13 protein-coding genes are annotated in these 23,080 nt (G+C 62.5%); all 13 read right to left on the bottom strand.

Features of this window, described 5'->3' with window-relative positions; translation table 11 throughout:
• Positions 1 to 83: 83 nt before the first annotated feature.
• Positions 84 to 1,526: a nitrogenase molybdenum-iron protein alpha chain gene (nifD, locus tag GBEM_RS10400; RefSeq protein ID WP_041262729.1), complete on the bottom strand. Its 1,443-nt coding sequence runs from the start codon at positions 1,524 to 1,526 to the stop codon at positions 84 to 86.
• Positions 1,527 to 1,625: 99 nt separating this feature from the next.
• Positions 1,626 to 2,495: a nitrogenase iron protein gene (gene nifH / locus GBEM_RS10395; protein WP_012530508.1), complete on the bottom strand. Its 870-nt coding sequence runs from the start codon at positions 2,493 to 2,495 to the stop codon at positions 1,626 to 1,628.
• A 403-nt stretch (positions 2,496 to 2,898) separates the two neighbouring features.
• Positions 2,899 to 4,047, bottom strand: a complete 1,149-nt coding sequence (gene nifV, locus GBEM_RS10390) for a homocitrate synthase (protein WP_012530507.1) — start codon at positions 4,045 to 4,047, stop codon at positions 2,899 to 2,901.
• Positions 4,048 to 4,627: 580 nt separating this feature from the next.
• Complete coding sequence (locus tag GBEM_RS10385) at positions 4,628 to 5,416, bottom strand: DUF1499 domain-containing protein (RefSeq protein WP_012530506.1); 789 nt, start codon at positions 5,414 to 5,416, stop codon at positions 4,628 to 4,630.
• 135 nt (positions 5,417 to 5,551) lie between these two features.
• The gene (locus tag GBEM_RS10380; protein ID WP_012530505.1) at positions 5,552 to 6,559 is read right to left on the bottom strand and encodes a methyltransferase; all 1,008 of its coding nucleotides are present in this window, start codon (positions 6,557 to 6,559) and stop codon (positions 5,552 to 5,554) included.
• 419 nt (positions 6,560 to 6,978) lie between these two features.
• The gene (locus tag GBEM_RS10375; RefSeq protein ID WP_012530504.1) at positions 6,979 to 8,457 is read right to left on the bottom strand and encodes an ammonia-forming cytochrome c nitrite reductase subunit c552; all 1,479 of its coding nucleotides are present in this window, start codon (positions 8,455 to 8,457) and stop codon (positions 6,979 to 6,981) included.
• Between the two features lie 145 nt (positions 8,458 to 8,602).
• Positions 8,603 to 12,115, bottom strand: coding sequence for a PAS domain S-box protein (locus GBEM_RS10370; protein WP_226373850.1), 3,513 nt, complete (start codon positions 12,113 to 12,115; stop codon positions 8,603 to 8,605).
• A 129-nt stretch (positions 12,116 to 12,244) separates the two neighbouring features.
• A complete protein-coding gene (locus GBEM_RS10365) occupies positions 12,245 to 13,147 on the bottom strand; it encodes a sensor domain-containing diguanylate cyclase (RefSeq protein WP_012530502.1) in 903 nt (300 codons plus the stop codon).
• A gap of 318 nt (positions 13,148 to 13,465) precedes the next feature.
• A complete protein-coding gene (locus GBEM_RS10360) occupies positions 13,466 to 14,788 on the bottom strand; it encodes a hypothetical protein (protein ID WP_012530501.1) in 1,323 nt (440 codons plus the stop codon).
• A gap of 101 nt (positions 14,789 to 14,889) precedes the next feature.
• Entirely contained in the window at positions 14,890 to 20,100 is a 5,211-nt protein-coding gene (locus GBEM_RS10355; RefSeq protein ID WP_012530500.1) for a choice-of-anchor D domain-containing protein, read from the bottom strand.
• Between the two features lie 23 nt (positions 20,101 to 20,123).
• Complete coding sequence (locus GBEM_RS10350) at positions 20,124 to 20,378, bottom strand: hypothetical protein (RefSeq protein WP_012530499.1); 255 nt, start codon at positions 20,376 to 20,378, stop codon at positions 20,124 to 20,126.
• 42 nt (positions 20,379 to 20,420) lie between these two features.
• On the bottom strand, positions 20,421 to 21,101 hold the full coding sequence (locus tag GBEM_RS10345) for an FKBP-type peptidyl-prolyl cis-trans isomerase (RefSeq protein WP_012530498.1): 681 nt from the start codon (positions 21,099 to 21,101) through the stop codon (positions 20,421 to 20,423).
• Positions 21,101 to 23,059, bottom strand: coding sequence for an NHL repeat-containing protein (locus GBEM_RS21240; protein WP_012530497.1), 1,959 nt, complete (start codon positions 23,057 to 23,059; stop codon positions 21,101 to 21,103). The genes GBEM_RS10345 and GBEM_RS21240 overlap by 1 nt, the downstream gene beginning before the upstream one ends.
• Positions 23,060 to 23,080: the final 21 nt, after the last annotated feature.

Raw genomic sequence — 23,080 nt, 5'->3', positions numbered from 1 at the left:
TACTTAATCTTTATCTCAAGCTTTATCTGCTGTTCCTACTGCCTTTACTTAACCTTTATCTGGTTCATCTCTTAATCTGCGCCCTAAAAGGGCGCCTTCACCAGCTTCCAGGTCGGGCTGTTGACGGCCATGTCGACGTCGCGGGCGAAGATCGGGAAGCCGTTGTAGGCGTGGTACGGGCCGGAGTAGTCCCAGCTGTGCATCTGGCGGAACGGGATGCCCATCTTCTGGAACAGGTACTTCTCTTTGATGCCGGAGCCGACCAGGTCGGGACGAAGCTCATCCACGAACTGCTCCAGCTCGTGCTCGGAGGCGTCGTCGTAGATGACGGTCGCTTCCGGCATCTCGGGGGAGGTCCTCTCGTAGTCGTCGCCGTGGGCGAACTCGTAACCGGAACCGACCACGGTCATGCCGAGGTCCGCGTAGGCGTTAACGGTGTGACGGGGGCGAAGGCCGCCGACGTAGAGCATCACCTTCTTCCCTTCCAAGCGCGGACGGTACTCGTCGATCACCGCCTGCATGATGGGGTCGTACTTAGCGATCGCCTTTTCCACCTTCTCCTTGATGTTGTCGTCGAAGTACTCGGCGATCTTCCTCAGGCTCTCGCGGATCTTGGTCGGGCCAAAGAAGTTGAACTCGAGCCAGGGGATGCCGTACTTCTCTTCCATGACGCGGCACATATAGTTCATGGAACGGTAGCAGTGGATCAGGTTCAGCTTCACCTTGTGCGTGGCGGCGATCTTTTCCAATTCGCCGTCGCCGGTCCATACCGCCTTGACGTTCAACCCTATTTCTTCAAGCAGAGGTTTAACGCTCCAGACGTCGCCGCCGATGTTGTAGTCGCCGATGAGGGCGATGTCGTACGGGGTCTCGGGCTCGGCGAATTCCCGGGTGCCGATGATGTGGTCGCGGATGGTGTCGTTGGAGATGTGATGGCCCAGCGACTGGGACACGCCGCGGAACCCCTCGCAGTTGCAGGGGATGACCGGGATGTCCAGTTCCTTCGAGGCGACCTTCGCTACCGAGTTTATGTCGTCGCCGATGAGGCCGACCGGGCACTCGGAGAGGACCGAGATCCCCTTCGCCAGTGGGAACAGGTCGTGCGCCTCGGCCAGAAGTGTCTTCAGCTTCTTGTCGCCGCCGTAGACGATGTCCTTCTCCTGGAAATCGGAGGTGAACTGCATGGCGAACTGGCTGACGCCGTTCACGCCGGTGACCAGGTTGCGGCGGGTACCCCAGGAGTACCAGCCGCAGCCGACCGGGCCGTGGGAGACGTGCACCATGTCACGGATCGGTCCCCAGACCACCCCTTTGGCACCTGCGTAGGCACAGCCGCGGGCGCTCATGATGCCGGGGACGGTCTTGCGGTTACTCTTGACGCAGGCCCCTTCCCCCTCGTTGGGGGCGAGATGCGGCGCCCTCTTCTTCTTGGCCTTCTCCGGATAGATCTCCAGGGCGTGGTCGATCATCGCCTGGGTAGATTCCTTTGTAATTCCTTCTACCTTCTTTATTGGTGCCTCAGACATGTAAGTCTCCTTATTCAGCATGTCCCCCCTCCCTCGAAGGGCCTGCGCGCCGAAGCGCTACGGCTCGCGTAGGCGGGAGGGGGTCAGGGGGTGGGTGATTTAAACCGCTGCAGCCTCGGCCACGCCCACGATCGACTCGTCCTCGGCCTCCATGATGCCGAACTCCATCAAGAGGTCTTCCAGCTCTTCCATCTCAAGCGGGGTCGGGACCACCAGCATCTTGTTGTCGGCGATCTTCTGGGCCAGGGAGCGGTACTCGTTGGCCTGCGGATGGTCGGGGGAGTACTCAATGACGGTCATCCTGCGCAGTTCGGCGCGCTGCACCTGGTTGTCGCGGGGAACGAAGTGGATCATCTGGGTGCCGAGCTTCTTGGCCAGCGCGTCGATCAACTCGTATTCCTTGTCCGTCTTCCTCGCGTTGCAGATGAGGCCGGCCAGCCTGACTTTGCCGGAGGAAGCGTACTTCAGGATCCCCTTGGCGATGTTGTTGGCGGCGTACATGGCCATCATCTCGCCGGAGCAGACGATGTAGATCTCCTCGGCCTTCCCTTCGCGGATCGGCATGGCGAAACCGCCGCAGACGACGTCGCCCAGAACATCGTAGAAGACGAAGTCGAGGTCGGGGGTGTAGGCGCCGTTTTCTTCCAGGAAGTTGATGGCGGTGATGACGCCGCGGCCGGCACAGCCGACGCCCGGCTCCGGTCCGCCGGACTCGACGCATTTCACATCGCCGTAACCTACCTTCATGACGTCCTCAAGCTCCAGGTCCTCTACCGTGCCCAGCTCGCGGACCAGGTCCATAACGGTCGACTGTGCCTTGGCGTGCAGGATGAGACGGGTGGAGTCGGCCTTAGGGTCGCAGCCAACGATCATGACCTTCTTGCCGATGGAGGCGAGGCCTGCCACGGTGTTCTGGGTAGTGGTGGATTTGCCGATGCCGCCCTTGCCGTAAATCGCGATCTGTCTCATTGTTCCTCTCCTTTTTGCCCCACTGACCGCTTCCGCCCTCAGGCAGAACCGCTTGGTCGCCGTTGCCGGCCTGTCCGGCAATCCTGGCACCTGGCATGATCCCTCAGGGGTCGGCTGCGGTGCGGGGCCCGTTTGTTTTGCGGGGCCCAAATAAAAAAGGCGCTCCGTTACTGCTAACGTGGGCGCCTTTGCCATACTGCCGGGTGATGGGGGTACATCGATGTACCCCTGTATTCGGTTTTGTCTTTCTCTTTGCAGCTTACGTGCCAAGTCGTATCACGCTTATTTTACTACGCTTTACCTTTTTAAAATTGTCTTCCCGGCTTGCCGTCCAACCACCTGCCTGATTTTCTGCCTAACTTTTACGCATCGATTCGAAGCTCGGGCTCCGGTGCCTTCAGCGCTAGGCCGCCAGCGAAACCCCTCTCCGCTTGTGCAGCTTGACCAGGTCCATGGGCGCCAGGGGCCCCTTGATGCGCTGCGCGGTGCTCCTCACCTTGTCCATCAGTTCCTGCGCCTCTTCCCTGGAGATGGGAATGCCGATCTGACGGTAGCTTTCCACGATCCCGTTGGTCCCGGAATGCTTTCCCGCCACGATGTGCCTTTTCAGCCCCACTTCCTCAGGCGTGAAGCCCTCGTAGTTCTTCGGGTCCTTCAGCACGCCATCGGCATGCAACCCCGACTCGTGGGAGAAGACCCGCTCGCCCACAACAGCCTTCCAGGGTGGGACCTCGCGGTTGGAGGCGCGCCCCACCAGCCGGGACACCGACTGAAAGCGCCTGGTGTCGATGCCGACGTCAATGCCGCAGGCGACCTTCAGCGCCATGACCACCTCTTCCAATGCGGCGTTGCCTGCCCGCTCGCCGAGGCCGTTGACCGTGGTGCTGATGTAGGACGCCCCTCCCCTCACCCCGGCCAGGGCGTTCGCCGTGGCGAGCCCCAGGTCGTTGTGGGTGTGCACCTCGATGTCGAGTCCGGGGACCGCGGCTCTCAGGCGACCCACTTTTTCGAACATGGCGAAGGGGTCGAGGATGCCGAGCGTGTCGCAGAACCGGAAACGATCGGCGCCGTTTGTTTGGGCGATCTGCATCAACTCGATCAGGAAATCGCTGTCGGCGCGGCTGGCGTCCTCGCCCCCGACGCAGACGTAGAGTCCGTTCTGCTTGGCGAAGCATAGGGCCCGCTTCAGCTGTTCCTTCACAAAATCCCTGCTCTTGTTGATCTTGTGTTCGATCATGATGTCCGAGACGCTGAGCGAGATGTCCACGGCTTCGACGCCGCAGGCGATGCTCGCCTCGATGTCCGGCACCACCGCGCGGTTCCAGGTGATGAGCCGGGCCGAAAGGCCCAACGCCACCAGCGCCCGGATCGAGTCGCGCTCCTCCTCGCCCATGGCGGGTATGCCGCATTCCAGTTCGTGGACGCCCATGGCGTCCAACTGCCTCGCGATGGAGATCTTTTCCTTTACGGTAAAGACCACCCCTGCCGTCTGTTCGCCGTCTCGCAGCGTGGTGTCGCCGATGAAAACCTGGGATTTGGTAACTCCAGCCATCTCGCCCTCCTCCGGAGCTTTCGCCCCGTTAAGCGTGCCGGGCGCCGTTGCCCTGATGCAGTCTGGTTAGCAGAAGCTGTGCCACGAGCGGCCCAAGTTCAGGTATACACACCTGGACCGGGAGCTAACTCTGCGAAGCTGCGCAGGCTTTTTTTCGGGAAAGCTTGAGAGGATGGCAAAGAGGATTGCTGCGCCGACCTGGCTACAGGCTCAGCAGCAGCTTAATTAAACGGCAGAAGATGACAGTAGTGGCAGGCAGGCAGAGCTTGGCCAGGTCGTTTCCCTGAAGTGAAAAGGGGACAGGCTACTTTTTGATTTCAAAAAGTAGCCTGTCCCCCTTTTTTTATGAAGATGGCACTTATTTGGGCGGCGCCCAAGGAGCAGGCCCTGATATGCATTGATTGCCGCGAGAAAGGCAGGATCAACCTGGAAGGAGCTGGCCCACCACAAGGATCTAAGGCTCGGCAGGCACTAACCCAACGGAATTACACAGGTAAACAGGGGACAGAGTGAAAAGGGGACAGGCTACTTTTTGATTTCAAAAAGTAGCCTGTCCCCCTTTTTTATGCACGGTAGCGAACTACGGTTTCACGCTTTCGGGGACCACCTTCGACAGGTAGGCACGGATCCTTTTCGCATTGGTGCCGACGTCGCTTATGCCTTCTCTTGAGACGGAGCGTACGTCCAGCAGGGAACGATTCCCCGCAGGCTGGATCCGGATTACGATGTCATCCTTGAAGCCGAACCACTTGGTGGTGTCGGTCGCCTCTATCTTCCCCTCGGCAGGAAGTTCCGCCACGATGTCCCAACCCATGTCGCGCGCCGCCAGCAGCGCAACCTTGTACGCTTCCACCTGCGGAAAAGGAAGCACCACGGTCTTCAGATCGGGGTACGCCTTTTGCTGCATGGCCGCCACAGCCGCGCCAGGGTAGCGGACCCCAGCGTGGCGCGCCGAACTGATCGCGACGAAGGCGGGAGGATGCTGGAGGTCGGTGGAGATGTCATGAATGCGGGGATAAGCCTGCGCCTGCGTCTTCCAGTAGAGCGGGATGCCGAAGGCAGCCAGCGCCAGCAGCAAGGCGAGCAGTGAAAGGAGTATCCCCTTGGCATGCCGCTTCCGGATCGAGATGAGCCCGGATACCAGCGCCAGTAGTGCGCAGCCAAGACCGATGTAGCCGGCTGTCTTGATCAAGGCGAAGCCGGTTCGGAAGTGCCAGAGATGGACCCGGGAGCCGAGCCCGGAGCTCAAGAGCAGGATAACGGTGACAACGGCGCAAGCTGCGGCGAAAAGCGGCAACACCAGCCAGGTGCTGCGGTCGGAATGATTTGGAGAATGCATCTGGTCCTTCGAGTGCCCCTGGTATTCCATAGAACCTCCCCCGTTGCAAACAGCCCCGGTTTTCTCCCCGCTTTGCCAAGGGGGGGCGGGGGGGATTTGCATCTACCGGCACCAGCTGAAAATCCCCCTAAATCCCCCTTCGCAAAGGGGGACTTGCCCCAGCCCCTAGCCCCTGCTTTTTGTCCCTGCCACAATCCCGGCTCCGTTGGGAAGCTGGATCGGCAGGCGATGCACGTCTTTCGCACCGGCACTCTGCAGCATACGGACGATCTCAGCCTCGCTGTAAGACTGCCCATCGGGGGTGCCAAGCAGCATGTTCAAGGAGAAGAGCGCGGGGAAGACGGGAGCGTCCCTCGTGTCGTCCAAGATGAACTCCTGGACCAGGACCAGCCCGCCCGGCTCCAAAGCGGTCACGGCCTTCTTCAGCAGGCGCTCGCAGGCGGCGGGGCCTATGCCGTGCAGCACGTGCGACAGCCACGCCACGTCGAACCCCTCGGGAAGCTCTTCCTTTTCGAAATCTACGTCGATGAAACCGATCCGGTCCGAAAGATCGAAGTGCGCCACCGTCTTTTCGGCGAAGCTGCGGGTGGTCGGCAGATCGCAGATGACGGCATCGAGATCGGGGTTTTGCTTACAGAAATAGATGGCGTAGGTCCCCGGCCCGCCTCCGATGTCGAGGAGGCGGCGGCGCCCGGAAAGATCGATCTGCGGCACCACCCGCGGCGCGAGCTGCATGGCCAGGTTGAACATCCCCATCAGGAAGCTTTCACGCGACGACTCAACGTCCTCATGCGAAACCCTCTCGCGGACCGGCTCGCCCGTGCGAACGGCCTGGTCCAGGTTGGCCCAGCTCGCCATCAGGTGATGGTGGTGCATGATGATGTGCCCCAGGTACTCGTGGGAATTGCGGGAGAGATAGGAGGCGGCGAAGGGGGTGGCAGCGAAATTCTCCCCCTGCTTTTCCAGCAGCCCCAACGCCACCAGCGCGTGCAACAGCATTGAGATGCCTCGTTCGTCACTCTTTACTCTGGCAGCTACTGTTTCAGCAGGGAGCGGACCTTTGTCGAGCTGGCTGAAGACGTCGAGTTTGACGCCGGCATGCAGAGCGCAGGTGCTCCAGTAACCTCCAGACAACTCTAGAAGCTCGGGAATGGTCCAGTTCTTTTTTTCCACGTAGCCCTCCATGAAGATCGTTGATTTGCCGCTCGCAAGTCTATCGGGCTGCAGCTACTCAGTCAAGGCGGTTGAGTAAGGAACGCTTAAGAATAGCGGTCGAAATAGCAAGATATAGATCAGAGTTACAAGTCACAGCGCATGCTCCATTAAACTCAGTCGAGTATCTGTCGATGCCATTGACAGAGTCGGGCCCCCAACACTTGAAGAATCAACCTGAATGTCTCCCTCCAAGATACTTGCGGTCGGCGACGAATCCTTCTCCCGCTTCCTGTTTCGTCCGTAGCTGGGGGGACATGGCTAGGGGGATAGGCACCTTCGGAGCCAGTCCCCCGCCAATTCCGAGGGGGGGGGACGCCTGAAACGAAAGATGCCTTCGCGGGAGCGTTCCGCGAAGGCATCTTAATGCTTGGGAGCCCCTATTTCACGATGGGCGCCTTGATCTCATGTTCCGGTCGGAACGGCAGATGCTTCGTACCGCGGTTGCCGGTGTACTTGGGAAGCTCAAGATCGACCTGGTCCGGGACCCGCTCGCCCGCCTTTGCCAGCATCTGGCGCAGGTGCATGTCGGCGGTGGCCGCGTGGCGCGCGGCGTCGTCCAAGATCCGCAGCCCCTCTTTGGGGTTGTGGAAACCGGTGGAGTTCTCGGCGCCGACGAAGATGAGGCGGTAGAAGGCCTGCTCGTAATTCTCCCTGGCTATGCCGTAGACCTCGTTGTCGATCTGCTTGCCTGCCGCTTTCGCCTTGTTGGCCATCTCGAAAAGCTTGGCGTCGGCTGCGACAGCATACCCGGTTTTCAGGTAGCTGCCGATAAAGCGGTCCTGCATCGCAATCACCTTGGCGCGCAACTCCGGCGCTTTCTCCTCGTGGCAACCGGCGCACTGCGTCATCTCACCCTTTAGCGGGCTCATGATCCTGTGGTCGGTCAGGCTCTCGTGGCTGACGGTCATCATCGGCATATGGCAGTCGGCGCAGGTAACGCCAGCGGACCAGTGGGGGCTGTTGTTGGAGTAAAACTCGTATTCGGGGTGCCGTAAAAAGGCGAGCTTGAAGCCGGTTACCGCCTGGGTCCACTCAAGGTGCGAAGGGGAACTCTTGATGTCCTTGATGATGTTCTCGATCGGTATCCCCCCTTCCCTGCTACCCGCCCAGGGAAACACCACGTCCGTCGAATGCATATCCTTGTCCTTGGGGATCATGTAGGTAACGTGGCACTGGGCGCAGACAAGCGTCCTCTTCTGCTCCCTAGTGAGTTTGGCCGGGTCCACCCCGATCTTCCTGAGCGCCTTGCCCAGCGTGAACTCGCGTGAAATTCTCAGCTCCATGCCGCGGTTGTCGTGGCAGTCGATGCAGGCCACCCCGAGCGTCTGGTTCTGCTTGGGAAGCCTTGCCAGCACTTCCTTGTAGGGGGTCGCGAAGTAGGCTCTCCCCATCTCCTTTTGCAGCTTCGGCGCGTAAGGGGTTTTGCAGGTGAGGCAGGCGCCCCCGGCCTTGAGCCTGCCCGGATCCACCTCAAGCTGGTCCTGCACCATGTGGTAATGCCCGCGCGGTTCGTTGTATTCCGCGCCGAACCCCCATCCGCTGTACAAAAGCGCGAGGAATGGGTACTCGTCCAGCTTGTCGCGGCGCTCTTCGCCCACGTCGTACCCGCGTTTGTACTTGCTCAAGCCGGCCGGAGTCGGTTCGCTGGTGAGCTTCCACTGCTGATAGTGCACCGGGTAAAGCCTTCCCCAATGAGCCGGGTCGATGGCGGCATCGGCCGGATCCATCGGCTCCTCTGCCATCTCCGCCGGCGGCCTCGATTCCGCTTTGTTATGGGTACATCCGGTCCAAAGTGCCGTTGCTGCCAAAAGGACCAAAACCGCGCTACCACATCGCTTCGCATAGGTGAGACGCATGTCGATACCCCCCTTTTCCGTTGGCGTTTGGTTCCGCAGACCTTGCAGGCCTCCGGCGAGACTTTCCGAGTCTACCATCTGTTTAATCCAAGGGAATTCCCTGCGGCATTTTTGAGGGAAGGACAGCTAACTGAGAGGGCGCTTGCTACTGGCCGTTTTGCGTGCCCTTGGGAGAGCTGGAACCCTTCTTCGACAGCGCCTGACTCATCACTGCTCGCAGCGCGGCGAGCGTATAAGGCTTCTGAACGAATCCCTCAAGCCCTTTGCCCAGGAATTTGCGGGTTACCTCCTGTTCGCTGAAACCGCTGGAGAGGATTACTCGCACCTCCGCGTCCATCTTGCGCAGTTCGTGGAAGGCCTCTTCGCCGCTCAGGTTGGGCATGTTCAGATCCATCAGGACAACGGTTATCCCCTCCCCGTGGCGGCGGTACAGCTCCAGCGCTTGCCTTCCGTCCGCTGCAGAGATGACCTCAAAGCCCAGTTCGTGCAGCATCGCGCTCGCCACGTCGCGCACGCTCTCCTCGTCGTCGACCAGGAGCACGCTGCCCGACCCCCTCCATCCATCCGCCATGTTGACTGCGGCGGTGGGGAGCACTGCGGCCTCGGTGGCGGGAAGCAGGATCTTGAAGCTGCTTCCCGTATCCGGCTCGCTGTAGACCTTGATGACTCCTTTGTGCCCGCGCACGATGCCGAGTATGGCCGCCATGCCGAGCCCGCGCCCGGTGAACTTGGTGGTGAAAAACGGTTCGAAGATCCTGTCCAACGTTTCCTTGGTCATGCCGCAGCCGTTGTCGGTCACCTCCAGATAGACGTAACGCCCCTCGTGGAGGGGCACGTCCAGCCAGTTTTCGGCAAGGTAGTGGCTGTCGCATATCAGGGAACCGGTCGCTATGGTGATTTCCCCGCTCTTCTCCCCTATTGCCTCCGAGGCGTTGATGGCGAGGTTCATGATGATCTGCCGGATCTGGGTCGGGTCCGCGATGATCCCCGGCAACTCCTCGGCCAGGTGGAAACGGAGCACAGCCTTCTTGCTGAGCGACACCTCCAGCATGGAGGTCATCTCGCGAACCAGCCGGTTCAGGTCCAGCGCCTCCAGGACGAAGCGCCCCTTACCGGAGTAGGCCAGCATCTGGCGCGCCAGATCGGCGGCCTTCTCGGAAGCCTTCTCGATCTGCAGCAGGTGCTGCTCCAGGGGCGAGCCCCGATCCACGCGCTGCAGGGCGAGGCTCGTGTTCCCCATGATGGCTAGAAGGATGTTGTTGAAGTCGTGTGCTATGCCGCCGGCCAAAACGCCGAGGCTCTCCAGTTTTTGAACGTGGAGCATCTGCTGCTCGCTTCTGTGGCGCTTCTCTTCGGCGGACTTGAGATCGGTCATGTCGGTGATGGTGGCGACCAGTTCGGCCGGCTTGCCGTCGGAAGCGACCAGCCTGCGCCCGGTCAGATACCCCCAGAACAAGGTGCCGTCCTTGCGCCGGTAATGTCTCTCGTAGTGAGCCGACTCCAGCTCGCCGCTCAAAAGCATGGCAAATGATGACCCGGCCAACTGACGCTGCTCCGGTGAGACGTGACTGCAGTAATCGGAGCCGATCAGTTCCTCCATAGGCATCCCGAACATCTCTGCCATGCGCTGGTTTGCGTAAATCACGCTCCCTGTAGAGTCGGCCTGGATCACGCCTGCCTGGATCACGTCGAAGATGATCTGCAGCTTGCTCTCGTTCTCGCGCAACGCGGCTACCGCCTGCTGCTGGTCGAGCCTCGCATTCAGCACCGGCGCGATCTGCGCCCCTATCCCCTGCAGCATCTGCAGGTCCTCATCGGTGTAATCGCCGGGGCGGTTGGCGACCATCAAAAGCGCGCTCGGCTTGCCTTGGTAGACCAAGGGGGCCATGAGGAGGCGCTCTACATGGAAGTGCCAGGCGGGCGGGTTCTGCGGCTGGTTGGAGTAGCGCGCTTCGCCGCTGCGCAACGTGAGCCCCCAGAGCGTCTCCCCCCAACGAGCCTCCGGAATCACAATGTGGGCGGCCTTCGGGCCGCCCCTGTCCACCGAGACTGCAGCCAAAACCAGGTCTCCGGCGTCGTCCAGATATCCCACCACGCCGTACGGGCTGTCCATAACCTCGAGCAGCGCCACCAGGAGTTCCTGGTACATCTGCTGCTCTTCGCTGCTGGTCAAGAAAGCCTGGGAGATCCGGTTCAGCGACACGTTGAAGCGCTCGGACCGTCGCAATATCTGCACGGTCTCCTTGCGTTCGGTGACGTCGCGCACGCTGCTCAGTACGGCGCTCTCCCCGCGGTACTCGATGATGCGGCTGTCGATCTCCACCGAGATCACCCGGCCGTCCTTCAAACGATGCTCCGATTCCAGGAAACCTTCGCTGTGCTGCGCGACCAGGCGCAGATGCTCCGGGAAGAGCTTGGCATACCGCTGGCTCACCAGGTCGCAGATGTTCATCGCCAGCATTTCCTCCCGGCTGAAACCACGGGTACGCCAGGCGGCGTCGTTGACCTCCAGGATCGTCCCCCCAAGGCTCACCACGAAGACGGAATCGCTGACGCAGTTCAGGAGTTCGGCGCGGATGGCAAGTTCCTGTTCCACGATCTTGCGGTCGGTTACGTCCCGGTTGGAGACGCGGCGCCCCAGGAAATTCCCGTTGGAAAAGACGGGGCGGCAGTCATGGTGGATCCAGCGGACAGCGCCGCTTTTGGTGGCGATGCGGAACTCGATGGAGTCCGGAGGCGACCCCGCCGCGCCCTGTTCAAGGTGATTTGCGAAAGCTTCCCTGTCTTCGGGATAAACCAGGCGCTGCGCCAGTTCCGGGTCCTCCATGAACTCTTGCGGGGCATAACCGGTGATGTCGAAGCAAGAGGGAGAGACGTAGCGCATCCTCCTTTCCTGGTCGATCCAGTACTCCCAATCCTGGGTCCAGTCGCAAACGGTGCGGAATTTTTCCTCCCCGGCGCGCAGTTCCTCCTCGTAATCGTGCCGGCGCCGCGCCGATACCAGGATCCCTCCGCCCCCCACAGCCCAAAGCAAAAAGTAAGCGGCCGAAAAGGCCTTCCTGGTCTGGATGTCGGACTTGAAATATCCCTCCAGAGGTATGGAGATGACGATGCCGCCCAGCAGGTCCCTTTTTTTGTAACCTTGGCCGCTATGGCATTTGAGGCAGGACTCGTCGGCAATGAAGGCGGAGATGAAACGCAGGTAGGGTTTGCCCTTGATGTCGGTGGCCTGGGATCGCTCCAGTGCGCTCCCCTCTTCGAACCGCATCAAGGATTCCCGCTCCCAGGCGTCAGGCGTGTTTTTGGGGTTAAGCGGCTTCAGGCTCACTATCCGGTTGATGACGGGAGTGGGGGTTGCCTTCGCGATGCCGTCGAAGACCAGGCGGGTCATGTAAGCGGGGTTGACCAGGGTGAGGTGGATGCCGTCTGTGGTGGCGACATCGCGCTTCGGCACCTTGAGGTAGGGGTTAGGGAGAACCTTGTCCTTTAATATGTAGACTCCTCCCACCGACGATCCCCAGGCTCGGTAGGCCATGTTGAGGCGGAAGTAATCGCGCGCCTCGTTCTCCGCCTCCTTCAGCGAGTCCTGATGGTGCAAGAAGATGCTGGTGCCGGCAAGGAGTGCGATAAAAACGGTCCAGGCCGCCAGCGGCAGCACCGCCCTCCTAAAATACGCCTGCCAGTGCCCAGCACATTTCATAGCGCAAGCCTCGGATGCTAAGGAAAAGATCGAAGCAGCCGCCCCGGGAGCCGGCTCTTTGTCTGCGACGCTAGCCCGGTCGGGATGTCAGCCGATAGTCAGACGGTTTTTGCCGGCGCTCTTGCTCTGGTACATGAGCAGGTCGGCGCGCTGCAGCAAAGACTGAAGCGTGTCTTCCGGAAGCGCCATGGTAGCGCCGATGGAGATGGTTACCCTGAGCCTCTCCTCCCCTACCAGCAGGAAGGACTTCTCCACCAGCTTGCGCAGGCGCTGTCCCATGTGCTTCAGGTTGGCGGCGGTGACGTTGCGCACGATCCCTACGAATTCCTCCCCTCCCCAGCGACCGTAGAGGTCGAAGGGACGGGAGTTGGCGCTCAATGTTCCAGCCACGAAGCTGAGCACGCGGTCTCCGGTTTCGTGGCCGTAGTCGTCGTTCACTTTCTTGAAATCGTCGAGATCCATGAACAGGACCCCGAAAGGGATGTCGTAGCGGCTCATCTCTTCGAGGCGCGCTTCGAGTTCCCGCTCCAGGTAGCGGCGGTTGGCGAGTTGGGTCAGTTCGTCCAGCAGCGCGAGCTTCTCCAGTTCCTGCAGTCGCAGTTCGTTCGCTGCCTTGTTGCTGCCGTCCGAGAACATCTCCACGGCGCCGATGACCTCTCCCTTGTCGTCGGTCAAGGGGACCACCTGCACCGTAACCGGGACCCGGTGCCCGTTCTTGTGGTGCAGGAAGAGCTCGGCCTCCTGGGCCATGCCGCAATCGATGGTCGCGGCAAGCGGACAGGAACTGTTGCAGAGGTTTTGCCCGATGTCGTCGACATGGCAAAGGATGTTGTCGGCGCAGCGTTTGGAAATCACCTCTTCGGCGCTAAACCCGGAGATGCGCTCAGCTGCGCGGTTCCAAAAGACTACCTTCCGGTCGCGATCCACGATGTAGAGCCCGTCGCGCAGGTCGTCGATGATCTTTTTGTAGGACTGCTTGCTCAGATACACGGACGGAACTCCCTGGCTGATGACATGATGCCTGTCTAGTGAAATTAAAGTAGATACGTCGACTGGCTAATGAGTATAGTGCTACTGCTGTAAGTTGTCAAAATTTTAACCGGATTCCCCCTTTTCTATCGTTTCCAAGCTCCAGCTTGGGAACGCAAGGCAAAGGGAAGCTCCGCTTCCCTCATGAATGCAGCGCGTGAAAGGTGGTACTGCAGAGAGGTTCCCAAGCTGGAGCCTGGGAACAAGGGGAGAGGCGAGGAGAAGGGGGACAGGCTACTTTTTTCCAAAAAAAGTAGCCTGTCCCCTTTGGCGAAGGATCTATTTTTTGCCGACTTTGCTCATGGCGGCTAGGTAATTGGCGGTGAAGATGTAATCGTCGCGGTAATCGAGGCGCCCGTCCCCGTTCAGGTCGCGCCTCTTTATCGCCGCCTCCCCTTTGACCGGTTTCAGGTAGGCCTCGAAGTCGGCCTCGGTGACCTTCCCTGAGCCGTCGAGGTCCACGTCCGCGGCTGGCGCCAACGCGAGAGGGCATTGCCGAATACCGTCAAAGAGCATTACCACCAGTGCGCTCTCGGCACCGACATCAGGTTTCACCTCCAGGACCCAGCCATCCTCCCCGGCCCGGAAAGAGACCGCCTGGCACCCCTGGAAGGCGAAGTTGGGCGCCTTGTCGCCGCTGCGGGGGATGGTCAGGGCAAGGATGGAACCCGGGGTGCTGATCCCGACCGCCGGTTCCTGGCGAAAGCACTGGTTCATCCCCGGGGCGAAGAGCGAGATGAAGCCGGCGGCGCTCCTTTGCCCCGTGTAGGTGCGGAAGCGCTCCAGCACGCTCGCCGCCTCTATGGGCGCAGCGGGAGCAGGATCTGCCGCCGGCGCGTTGTCCGGCTGGGCGGGATCCGCCGTAGCTTTTTCAACCGGGGGCCGGCCGACAGTCGGCGTCTGCTGGATCTCGGCCGGCGCGAGCGGCGCATCCCTATCCTGGATCGCGCCGCTGGGGTTTACTCCTCCTCCCGATAAGGCAGGTGCTTCGGCTGCGGGAAGCGAGACGCTCCCGCCGAGAATCCTTGCGCCGGTTCGCGCCGGAGTCGTGCCGGGATCGGCAACTCCGTCGTTTTCGCCGACCCCGGGCTGATCGTGATTGGAAGCAGGGGACGCCGGAGCGCTCGGGGCGGGTGTAGCGGGTGGCTGCACCGTGTCTGTGCTGCTTCCGGCAAAAATCAGAACCGCCTGTTTCGACCCAAGCGTGTCGATGATGCTCCCCCTGGCGCTGATTTGCCCGGTGCCCCCCCCCTGCTGATCGAAGAGTACCGTGGCGACCGGGCCGTTGCCGTTGATGGCAGGGGCGCCGATGATCGAAACCAACAGGGTGCCGGCGTCGTTGCGGTTGAGCGCTGTGACTGCACCCCTGGCTAGCGGCCCCTGGGTCAGGCGCGGGTTCGAAAGCCTGGAGCTGTCGTAGGTGATGGTGAGGTCGATGCCTGCGACGTTGCTGAAGCCGGTCCCCTGAAGTACGAATGAGCCGCTTCCGGCTGGGATCAACGAGAGTAGCGGCGCGGCCAGAGACTGCTGCGGTTGGAATAGCAAAAGGCAAAGCATGAGGGAGCCGAGGAGAGCTCCCCGTAGCGAAAGACGCTGGCACATGAGGACCTCGCAGGAAAGAAATTGCCGTGCTGCCGCGAGATGAGCCCGGCGGCAGCAGTCCGGGGAGGGGCTTCCCCCTCCCCGGCTGGGGTTGCTTTGTTTTACTGTGCTATGCCCACAAGCTTGACGCTCTGGGTGCTGTTGTTGTTGTTAGCGTTGTCGATGAAGTCCACCGTTGCCTGCTGGCTGCCGGTGCCCCTGTTGGGGGCAAAGGCGACGCTCACCGTGCAGCTTGCCCCGGAGGCTAGGCCGGGGGTGCCAATCGGGCAATCGTTGTTGACCAGCGTGTACGAGCTAGGGGAGTCGCCGCCCAGTGAGATGCTGCTTATCCTGAGAGGCACCCCTCCGGTGGAGGTGAGGGTGATGGTCTGCGCCGCGCTGACCGAGCCGCGGATCACGTTGCCGAAGTTGATCGAGGTCGGAGCCAAGGTAGCCGCAGGTCCCAGGAGCCCGGTGCCGCTGATGGGGATGCTCTGGGGGCTTCCTGCCGCGCTGTCGAAGATCGACAGCAGGGCGGAGCGTGCTCCCGTGGCGGTCGGCCTGAACCTGATGTTGATGGTGCAGGAGCGGCCGCCGCTGAGAGACGGCGGGCAGTTGTTGGTTTGGGTAAAGTCGCCGGGGTTGGTTCCACCGAGCGCGATATTGCTAATCGTCATCGGCAGATCGCTGGTGTTGAGAATGGAGACGACCTGCGAAGAGCTGTTGTTGTTCACCACCTGGGCTCCGAAGTAAAGCGCCTGGGAGCTGAGCGTGATGGTGGTCCCGAGCCCGGTCAAGGGCACGGAGAAGGTGCCGGCAGGCGTCCCGTTGAAGGGGTCGTTGCTGACGACGGTGAGTGCGGCACTCTTCGCCCCCTCGGCAAGCGGGGTGAAGCTGACCGCGACGCTGCAGGATGCACCAGGTGCTACGGAGGCGCCGCAGCTGCTGGTCAGGGAGAAGTGGGTCGGGTCGGTGCCGGTAAGCGTGATGGCGCTTATCTGGAGCGCGGTGGTGGCACTCGCGTTGGAGACGGTCACCGTCTGCGGCAGGCTGACGGTGTTGACCAGCACGTTGCCGTAGGAGAGCGAGACAGGTGCCACGCTTCCTACCGGCGCCACGCCGGTTCCCGCCAATGCCACGTTGAGAAGCGGCGTCACCGGGTCGCTCGTGGCTACAGCCATGGTGGCGGCGCGACTACCCATGGCCTGCGGGGTGAAGACGACGTCGACGGTGCAGGAAGCGCCGACCGCGATGGGAGCGCTGCCGCAGTTGCTGGTCTGGGAGAAGTCCGCTGCGTTGCTCCCGGCGAACCCGATGCCGCTTACGACGAGCGGCGCGGTGCCGGCGTTGGAGACGACTACCTGCTTGGCTGCGCTGGCGCTCTTGGCGAACTGGCTGCCGAAGTTGAGCGACGCCGGGTTGGCGACCGCGATGGGGGCCATGCCGATGACGCTCAGAGGTACGATGGCGGTGGCTGCGGCCGGGCTCGTAGTATCGATGGCGAGGTCGGCCAACACCGTCCCGGCGAGGCTCGGGGTGGCGCTTACGCTGATGGTGCAGCTAGCCGCGGGAGCGAGCGTCATCGGGCAGTCGTGGGTGACGCTGAAATCGGCGACGGTGCCGCCGGTAAGCCGTATCGCCGAGACGCCCAGAGCCTGGTTCCCCGTGTTGGCGAGAACGACCGTTTTGGCCGCGCTCGTCGTTGCCACGAGCTGCGGAGCGAAGGTGAGCTGCAGCGGGTTGAGCGTCGGGAGCGCAGAGGCGATGCCGGTGCCGGTGACGGGGACGGTGAGCGCCGGACGGGCCGGGTCGTTGCTGTTCACGGTGACCGAGGCGCTAGCTGCGGCCGCAACGGTCGGGTTAAAGCTGACGCTGATGCTGCAGTTTGAGGCAGGCGCAAGCGTAGTGACGCAGTTGTTGGCGGTGACGGCGAATTCGCCGGGGTTCGCGCCGGCAAGGGCGACGGAGGTCACGGTCAGATCGGAGCTGCCCCCGTTGTTAAGCGTGACGGTCTTCACCGCGCTCGCCGTTCCGAACGGCTGGTTCCCGAAAGAAAGCGATGCGGGGGAAGTTAAGGCGATCGGAATCGCGGCCGCCGTGGCGATGTTGGACCATGCGGAGCGGCTGGTGGCCGCCTGCCAGTCGGGCCGGTAGCTCGCGGGGGTGGTCGGGGTGTAGTCGTCTAGCGCCTGCACCCGGTAATAGGTCCCGAGCGCCGGGTCGACCGAGAGCTGCACGGTCTCGCCGAACTTGGAGGCGGGGACGCTGGCGGCGACGACCCGGGTGGTGACACCCGCCTGGAAGGTCGGGTCGTTGCTGATCTGCACCTCGAAGCTCGACTCGCTGGCCGAGTTGTCCTTGAAGGAGAGATCGACGTTGGGGCCGTTACTAACCGCGGTAAGCGCCGCGGGCGCCGCCGGCGGCACCAGGTACGACATGGAACGCATCATGTCGTTTTCCTCGTGGCTCAGGATGTGGCAATGCCAGACGTACTCATGTCCGAAGTTGTACATCTGGTTGACCATGGCGCCCGCGAGGTTGCCCCCGTCCTTCGGATTGGACTGCGAGAAGCCCATGTCGGAGCCGATGGGGACGGTCGGGTTCAGCGGGCGGACGCTGTCCGGCAGCGGGAACGGCACCTGCGGAGTGATGGGGCGCAGCGCGACGATGGTGTCCTCGAGCGGACTCAACCTGATGGTGTCCTTCCATCCGAGCTCGTTCGCGTCGGGGAGCCTGATGATGCCGTCCCAGGCCACGCGGTTAAGGATCTGCACGTCGAACAGGTGGAAGTGGATCGGGTGCGTGTCAACCCCGTTATGAGAGATCTTCCAGATCTGGATGCCACCCGGAGTGACCTGTTCGGTGACAGGATCGGCGTAGTTCTGCAGCACGAAGTTGGCGTTGCCCGCGTTGGTGAAGGGGAGCTCCAGGCCGAGCTTCGCCGCCATGCGGCCGAACTCGTCAAAGGAGGCGCCCATCTCGTCGTGGACCGCCTTGGGCTTCATGGGGAAATTTTCCATCAAAGTGCCGTCGGGCTGCTTGAAGCTGATCGAGGTGTCGGTGATCCTCGAAACGCCCCAGATGGGCCAGTTGGCCGGGAAGAGCTTGTTGTAGGTCTGGTTGTAGGCGCTCTGCCCCACGATGACCGGCTCCTGGGAGAGCGAGAAGGCCCCCGCCTCGGTCGGCGTGGTCTTGAACGCGCTCTGCAGCTCGGTCAGCAGCGCCGGGTTGTAGTCGTCGGGAGGGGCGCTTCCGCCCGAGCCGGTGACGGTGATCTGCATCACGGTGCGGATGTTGGGGCCGAAGCCGACCGGGGTGCCGGCGATGCCGCCGATGTCGGTGCGGTCGGGGGCACCGGTGTAGTAGTTGTACTGCGGCACCAGCGCCGGGAAGGCGGTGGGCGCGTCGTTGTAGAGGATCAGGGTCTTGCCTGCGTACTTGGAGAAGTCGACGATGACGTCGGCACGCTCGGCCGGTCCCATGATGAGGGTTCCGCCGTTCACGTTGCCGAAGTTGAAGGTGGTCGGGTCGAGGTTCCAGGAAACAGGCTGGTTCGGGAGCACCGCCGGCGCGGGGAGAAGCCCCCCTTCGCTACCCACCTGGATGAAGGCGGGGCCGCGCAGGGCCGGGTCGGGTACCCCCCCTTCCCTCGCGTCGGCAGGCCAGTTCGGATAGGCCGGCATCTCCAGCGCCGGGACCATCTTCACCTCGGTATTGTCGGCGCAGGTGGGGCATCCCTTCGGGACGCTCGCGTCCGCCTGGTAGAGCTGCAGGTTGAGAAAGCGGTCGTGCGCCGCGTTAAGGATGCGCAACCGGTACGGCTTCGGGTCCACAGTCATCTTGGGATAAGCGGTGCCGTTGACCACCATGGTGTCCATGAACGCCTCGGCGCCCCAGGAGGTATCGGGGGTGCCGGGGATAAGCGGCGGCTGGCAGAAGCCGGCCACGGCAGGGTCGCAGGTCGGATCGTAATAGGGGTTCGCGACCGGCCCTTTAGCCACGCACAAGGGAAGCTGCGCGCCGTTCTCGCCGCAGACTGGCGTCGCGGGGTAGAACCAGGGGCCGTAGAACCAGCGCCCGTAGCTGCTCATGCCGGAGAGGTCCGGGTTGAAGGGGTTCTCGGCCGGCATGTAGACGTGGGGCCACCAGAGGTCGCCGGTGTTCGCCGCGCGCTCGACCACACCCTTGGCGTTGGGGGCGGAGGCCAGGGGGCCGGTCCCCCAATTCCAGAGGGGGTCGGTCTTCTTCACGTAGGTCGGGCTCGCGGGATCGCCGTCCACGAAGGTCTTGTCCTGGATGATGAGCGGGATCTGATCGGCGGGAATGGTTCCCGCCTTGAAGGTGCGGCCGTTAACCGTGCCACCGTTCACCAGCGCCTTTTCGACGTCGTCCTGCAACAGGTACCCCGCCGCCTCGCCGACGTAGACGTTGAGGCGGGTGATCCCCATCGAGTGATCGTGGTAGAACATCAGCCTGGAGCTCTGCTGGTTGGTCCAGTAGTAGGTCTGAGACCCCTCGCCGGGATTGTTGGTCGCTCCCGCCTCGGCGCAGGTGGTAGAACCGGCGCAGGCGGAGCCGGGGAAGCTCGCCTCGGTGATCATGGTGCCGTCGGCCTTGAACCACATATCCGGGACGTTAACCACGCTCACCCCTTTCTTATAGGAGGTTGCCTCACCCGCGGGGGTGATCCACTGGTGCGGCGTGCCGTCGCTGATCCAGGGGGTGCGCCCCCCGTGGAGGTGCAGATCGCCCCGGTTCTGGGTGTACATCTCGCAGTTCTGCGGTCCCATCGGGTTCGCCGGATCCACCGGAGTGCAGGCAGGCCCCTCGCCGGAGCCCATCACCGTGGTGTCGACCGGAACGAATAGGTTGCCTGCGCTGCCGTTGGGGAGCCGGTTGATGAACTTGACCCGGACCGGCCGGTCCTTGGTCGCCATGATCAGCGGCCCAAGGTAATGGAAGGCGCTGACGTTGGGATCGGTGGTATTGACCTGGCGGTAGCCGCGCAGCGTGGTCGGGGGAAGGTCGGAGTGCATCTTCTCCGTGTACTCCCCAAGCTCCAGCTCGTAGTAATCGGACCCGGGATAGCTCGTGGTGTCTGGTATAGCCACCGGCAGGTACTGCCCCAGGTTGTTCTTAGCCCCAGCGTTCAAGCCGGGGAGCGTGTCCACGAACTTGCGCAGGGGGGGCGAATTGGCCCAGTTCGGTGTCTCGTAGTAATCCGGCGTGTACCCTGGCGCCGTGTAGGGCGCAGCCTGCGCGGTGGCGGCCGCTGTGGAGAGGACAGCGACGGCAAACGCGAGGCAGATGTGCTGCAAGAATCGGCTGCTCATAGATTTCTCCTCCTGGATACATTTCATTGCCTGTCCCGGACCTGAGGTGTACCGCTTTCTTCCATGAGCTTCTTCCTCATTTCCGCGCCGCGGGCCTTGATCTCGCTTCTGAGCGCCCTCTCCTTGAGCGGAGCCGCGCTTTTTGCCGCGGCCGGCACCGCAGGCTTCGCCTCCGCCTCTTTCGCGCCTTGTTGCGACGCCGGTTCCGGGGCCGCCTGCGCCGCCGCAAGCGACATGGTCACGGCCAGGGCCGCTATGGCTGACATCATTTTTTTCATTGCATCCTCCTGCGGGTAATTTCAGATGGTCGCTTCCCGCTATCAGTTGACCGCGAGAAGCTCTATTTCAAAGACGATGGTTTCGTTGGGGCCGACCTTGCCGTTTCCCTTGTTGCCGTAGGCTAACTGCGGCGGCAGGAAGAGCTGCCACTTGGACCCGGCCGGCATCAGCTTGAGCGCCTCCGACAACCCCGGTAGCACCCCGTCCCCTACCCGGCGCCTGGCTGGCTCCCCTATGCGATAGGAGCTTTCGTACTCGGTGCCGGTGATCGAAGCGGTGCGGTAATGGAAAGTCACGCTGTCGGCGTCGGCTGGGCGCTTGCCGGTCCCTTCCTTGAGCACCCGGTACTGCAGGCCGCTCGGGAGGGCGACGACCCCCTTTTCCTTCTTGTTGGCGGAAAGGAACTCCACTCCTGCCTTCTTGTTTTCCTGTGCCGCTTCCCCCCTGCTCTTCGCCGTTTTCCGGCGCACGTCGTGCTGGTAGAAGCTTATGTACTTACGCAGTTCCTCGTCGGACATGAGGAGCTTTCCGCCGGCAAGGGCGTCGCGCATCCCCTTCACCACCAGTTCCAGGTCGACATCGACCTCCTGCTGCTTCAGGTTGCCGATGAGGTTCACGCCTATGGCGTAGCTGGTCCGCTCCTTCGGGGTGGAGAGAGCTTCGGCCGCGTGGGCCGTAGCCGACGCGAGCAATACCGCAACTAAAATGAGGAAGCATCGCATCAGTGCACCCTGATCACGGTGTTGTCGTGCGCATCGGCGACGTAGAGCGTGACGCCGTCGGTGGTGATGCCGTTGGGGTTCCTGAGCCCGGTGACGACGGCTCCGGCGACGCCGGTGGCAATGGCGATCCTGCTGACCGAACCGTTGGCCGCGTCGGTGACGAAGAGGCTGATGCCGTCGGTGGTGATGCCGCTGGGAAGGTTGAAGGCAGCGCCGGTAACCGTCAAGGAGGAGAAGGCGGAGCCTGCCAATGTGAACTTGCAGATCCTGTGGTTGCCGCTGTCGGTGATGAATAGGGTGGTGCCGTCGGTGGTGACGCCGTAGGGCGAACTTAAGCCCGCGGAGGATGCCACCGCGGTCGAGACCGCGCCGGTGGCGATAACGATCTTCCTGATGGCGTTGTTCCCGCTGTCGGCAACGTAGAGGTTGGTCCCGTCGGTGGTGAGGCCGTTGGGGGAATGGAACCTCGCCGCGCTCCCGGCACCGTCGGCCGAACCGGTGGCCCCGGCCGTACCGGCCAGCGTGGAAACGGCTCCGGTGGCGATGACGATCTTCCTGACCGTGTTGTTGCCGGTGTCGGAGACGAAGAGGTTGGTGCCGTCGGTGGTGAGGCCGCTTGGGAATCTGAAGGAGGCGGCGGCGCCGGTGCCGTCGCCGGAGCCTGCGCGGTCGGGGGTTCCGGCCAGCGTGGTCACTGCACCCGTGGCGATGGAGATCTGCCTCACCGTGTGGTTGTTGGTATCGGCTACATAGACGTTTCTGCCGTCGGTGGTCAGGTCGTAGGGAGAGGTGAAGGCAGCCGCGACCCCTACGCCGTCGGCGGACCCCACTGTCCCGGCGAGGGTGGAGCTGGCCCCGGTGGCAACGGCTACCTTGCGCAGCAGATCGTTTCCTGTGTCGGCTACGTAGAGTACGCCTGCGTTCAAAACCAAGCCGGCAGGGGCGCTGAAGCGGGCCGCGCCCCCCACCGCGTCGGTGCTTCCCGGGCTCCCACCACCGTCGCCTGCCAGGGTAGATACTGCCTGGGTGGCGATGTCCACCTTGCGCAGGTTGTTCCTCTCGAGGTCGGTGACGAAAACGCTGGTCCCGTCGGTCGCGATGCCGGCCGGCGACTCTATGCCGGAGGCAGGCTGCACCAAGGTAGAGACCACACCGGTCGCGATGATGATCCTCCTGACCGCGGAATTGCCCTGATCCGCGAGATAGAGCGAGACACCGTCGGTGGCGATGCCGCGCGGCGAATTGAAGCTGGCAGCTATGCCGGTGCCGTCGGCGAAATCCTGCAGACCGCTGCCGGCAAGGGTTGTGACCGCAGCCGAGGCGAGGACGATCTTGCGGACGCGATGGTTGAGGCTGTCGGCGACGTAAAGGTTGGCCCCGTCGGTGGCGACGCCTGAGGGGGAGCTGAACCTGGCCGCCCCCCCGGTGCCGTTAGTGGAACCTACGACCCCCGCAGTACCGGCCAGGGTGGTCACGGCGCCGGTAGCGACGTTTATGCTGCGGATGGTGTTGTTGCCGGTGTCGCTGACGTACAGCGTGGAGTTGTCGCTGCTCAAGGCAATGCCGGAGGGGTAGTTGAACCTCGCGACAGCACCGGTGCCGTCGCCCGAGCCGGTGATCCCCGCAAGCCCTGCGACCGTCGACGTGGCCCCGGTGGCAAGGACGACCTTGCGGATGACGCTGTTGCCGGTGTCGACGACGTAGAGACTGGTTCCGTCGCTGGCGACGTCGCCGGGAATGCTGAATCGCGCCTGCGACGCAGCGCCGTCGGTGGAACCGGCGCTACCGGCGAAAGAGGTCACGCTATTGGTCAGGGCCAGGGATCTCCCCTGCAACGCTCCCCCCATGCTGGTCAGCTGCGGCTCGCCCCCCCCGCCGCCTCCGCCGCCACCGCACGAGGCCAATGCCATCGTCATAACAGCCGCGAAAGCTACCTTTAGCAAATGTTTCAAACTCATTCTTACCTCCACTTCCTGTTA

Source organism: Citrifermentans bemidjiense Bem, assembly GCF_000020725.1.
Taxonomy (GTDB): domain Bacteria; phylum Desulfobacterota; class Desulfuromonadia; order Geobacterales; family Geobacteraceae; genus Geomonas; species Geomonas bemidjiensis.
Note: the sequence above shows the minus strand (reverse complement) of the source record. Positions and strands in the feature narration are given on the sequence as shown.

Bases quoted from the DNA above. Each gene is read 5' to 3' on its own strand.
- nifD (WP_041262729.1), bottom strand. From the start codon at position 1,526: ATGTCTGAGGCACCAATAAAGAAGGTAGAAGGAATTACAAAGGAATCT.
- nifH (WP_012530508.1), bottom strand. From the start codon at position 2,495: ATGAGACAGATCGCGATTTACGGCAAGGGCGGCATCGGCAAATCCACC.
- nifV (WP_012530507.1), bottom strand. From the start codon at position 4,047: ATGGCTGGAGTTACCAAATCCCAGGTTTTCATCGGCGACACCACGCTG.
- GBEM_RS10350 (WP_012530499.1), bottom strand. From the start codon at position 20,378: ATGAAAAAAATGATGTCAGCCATAGCGGCCCTGGCCGTGACCATGTCG.
- GBEM_RS10355 (WP_012530500.1), bottom strand. From the start codon at position 20,100: ATGAGCAGCCGATTCTTGCAGCACATCTGCCTCGCGTTTGCCGTCGCT.
- GBEM_RS10375 (WP_012530504.1), bottom strand. From the start codon at position 8,457: ATGCGTCTCACCTATGCGAAGCGATGTGGTAGCGCGGTTTTGGTCCTT.
- GBEM_RS10360 (WP_012530501.1), bottom strand. From the start codon at position 14,788: ATGTGCCAGCGTCTTTCGCTACGGGGAGCTCTCCTCGGCTCCCTCATG.
- GBEM_RS21240 (WP_012530497.1), bottom strand. From the start codon at position 23,059: ATGAGTTTGAAACATTTGCTAAAGGTAGCTTTCGCGGCTGTTATGACG.
- GBEM_RS10385 (WP_012530506.1), bottom strand. From the start codon at position 5,416: ATGGAATACCAGGGGCACTCGAAGGACCAGATGCATTCTCCAAATCAT.
- GBEM_RS10345 (WP_012530498.1), bottom strand. From the start codon at position 21,101: ATGCGATGCTTCCTCATTTTAGTTGCGGTATTGCTCGCGTCGGCTACG.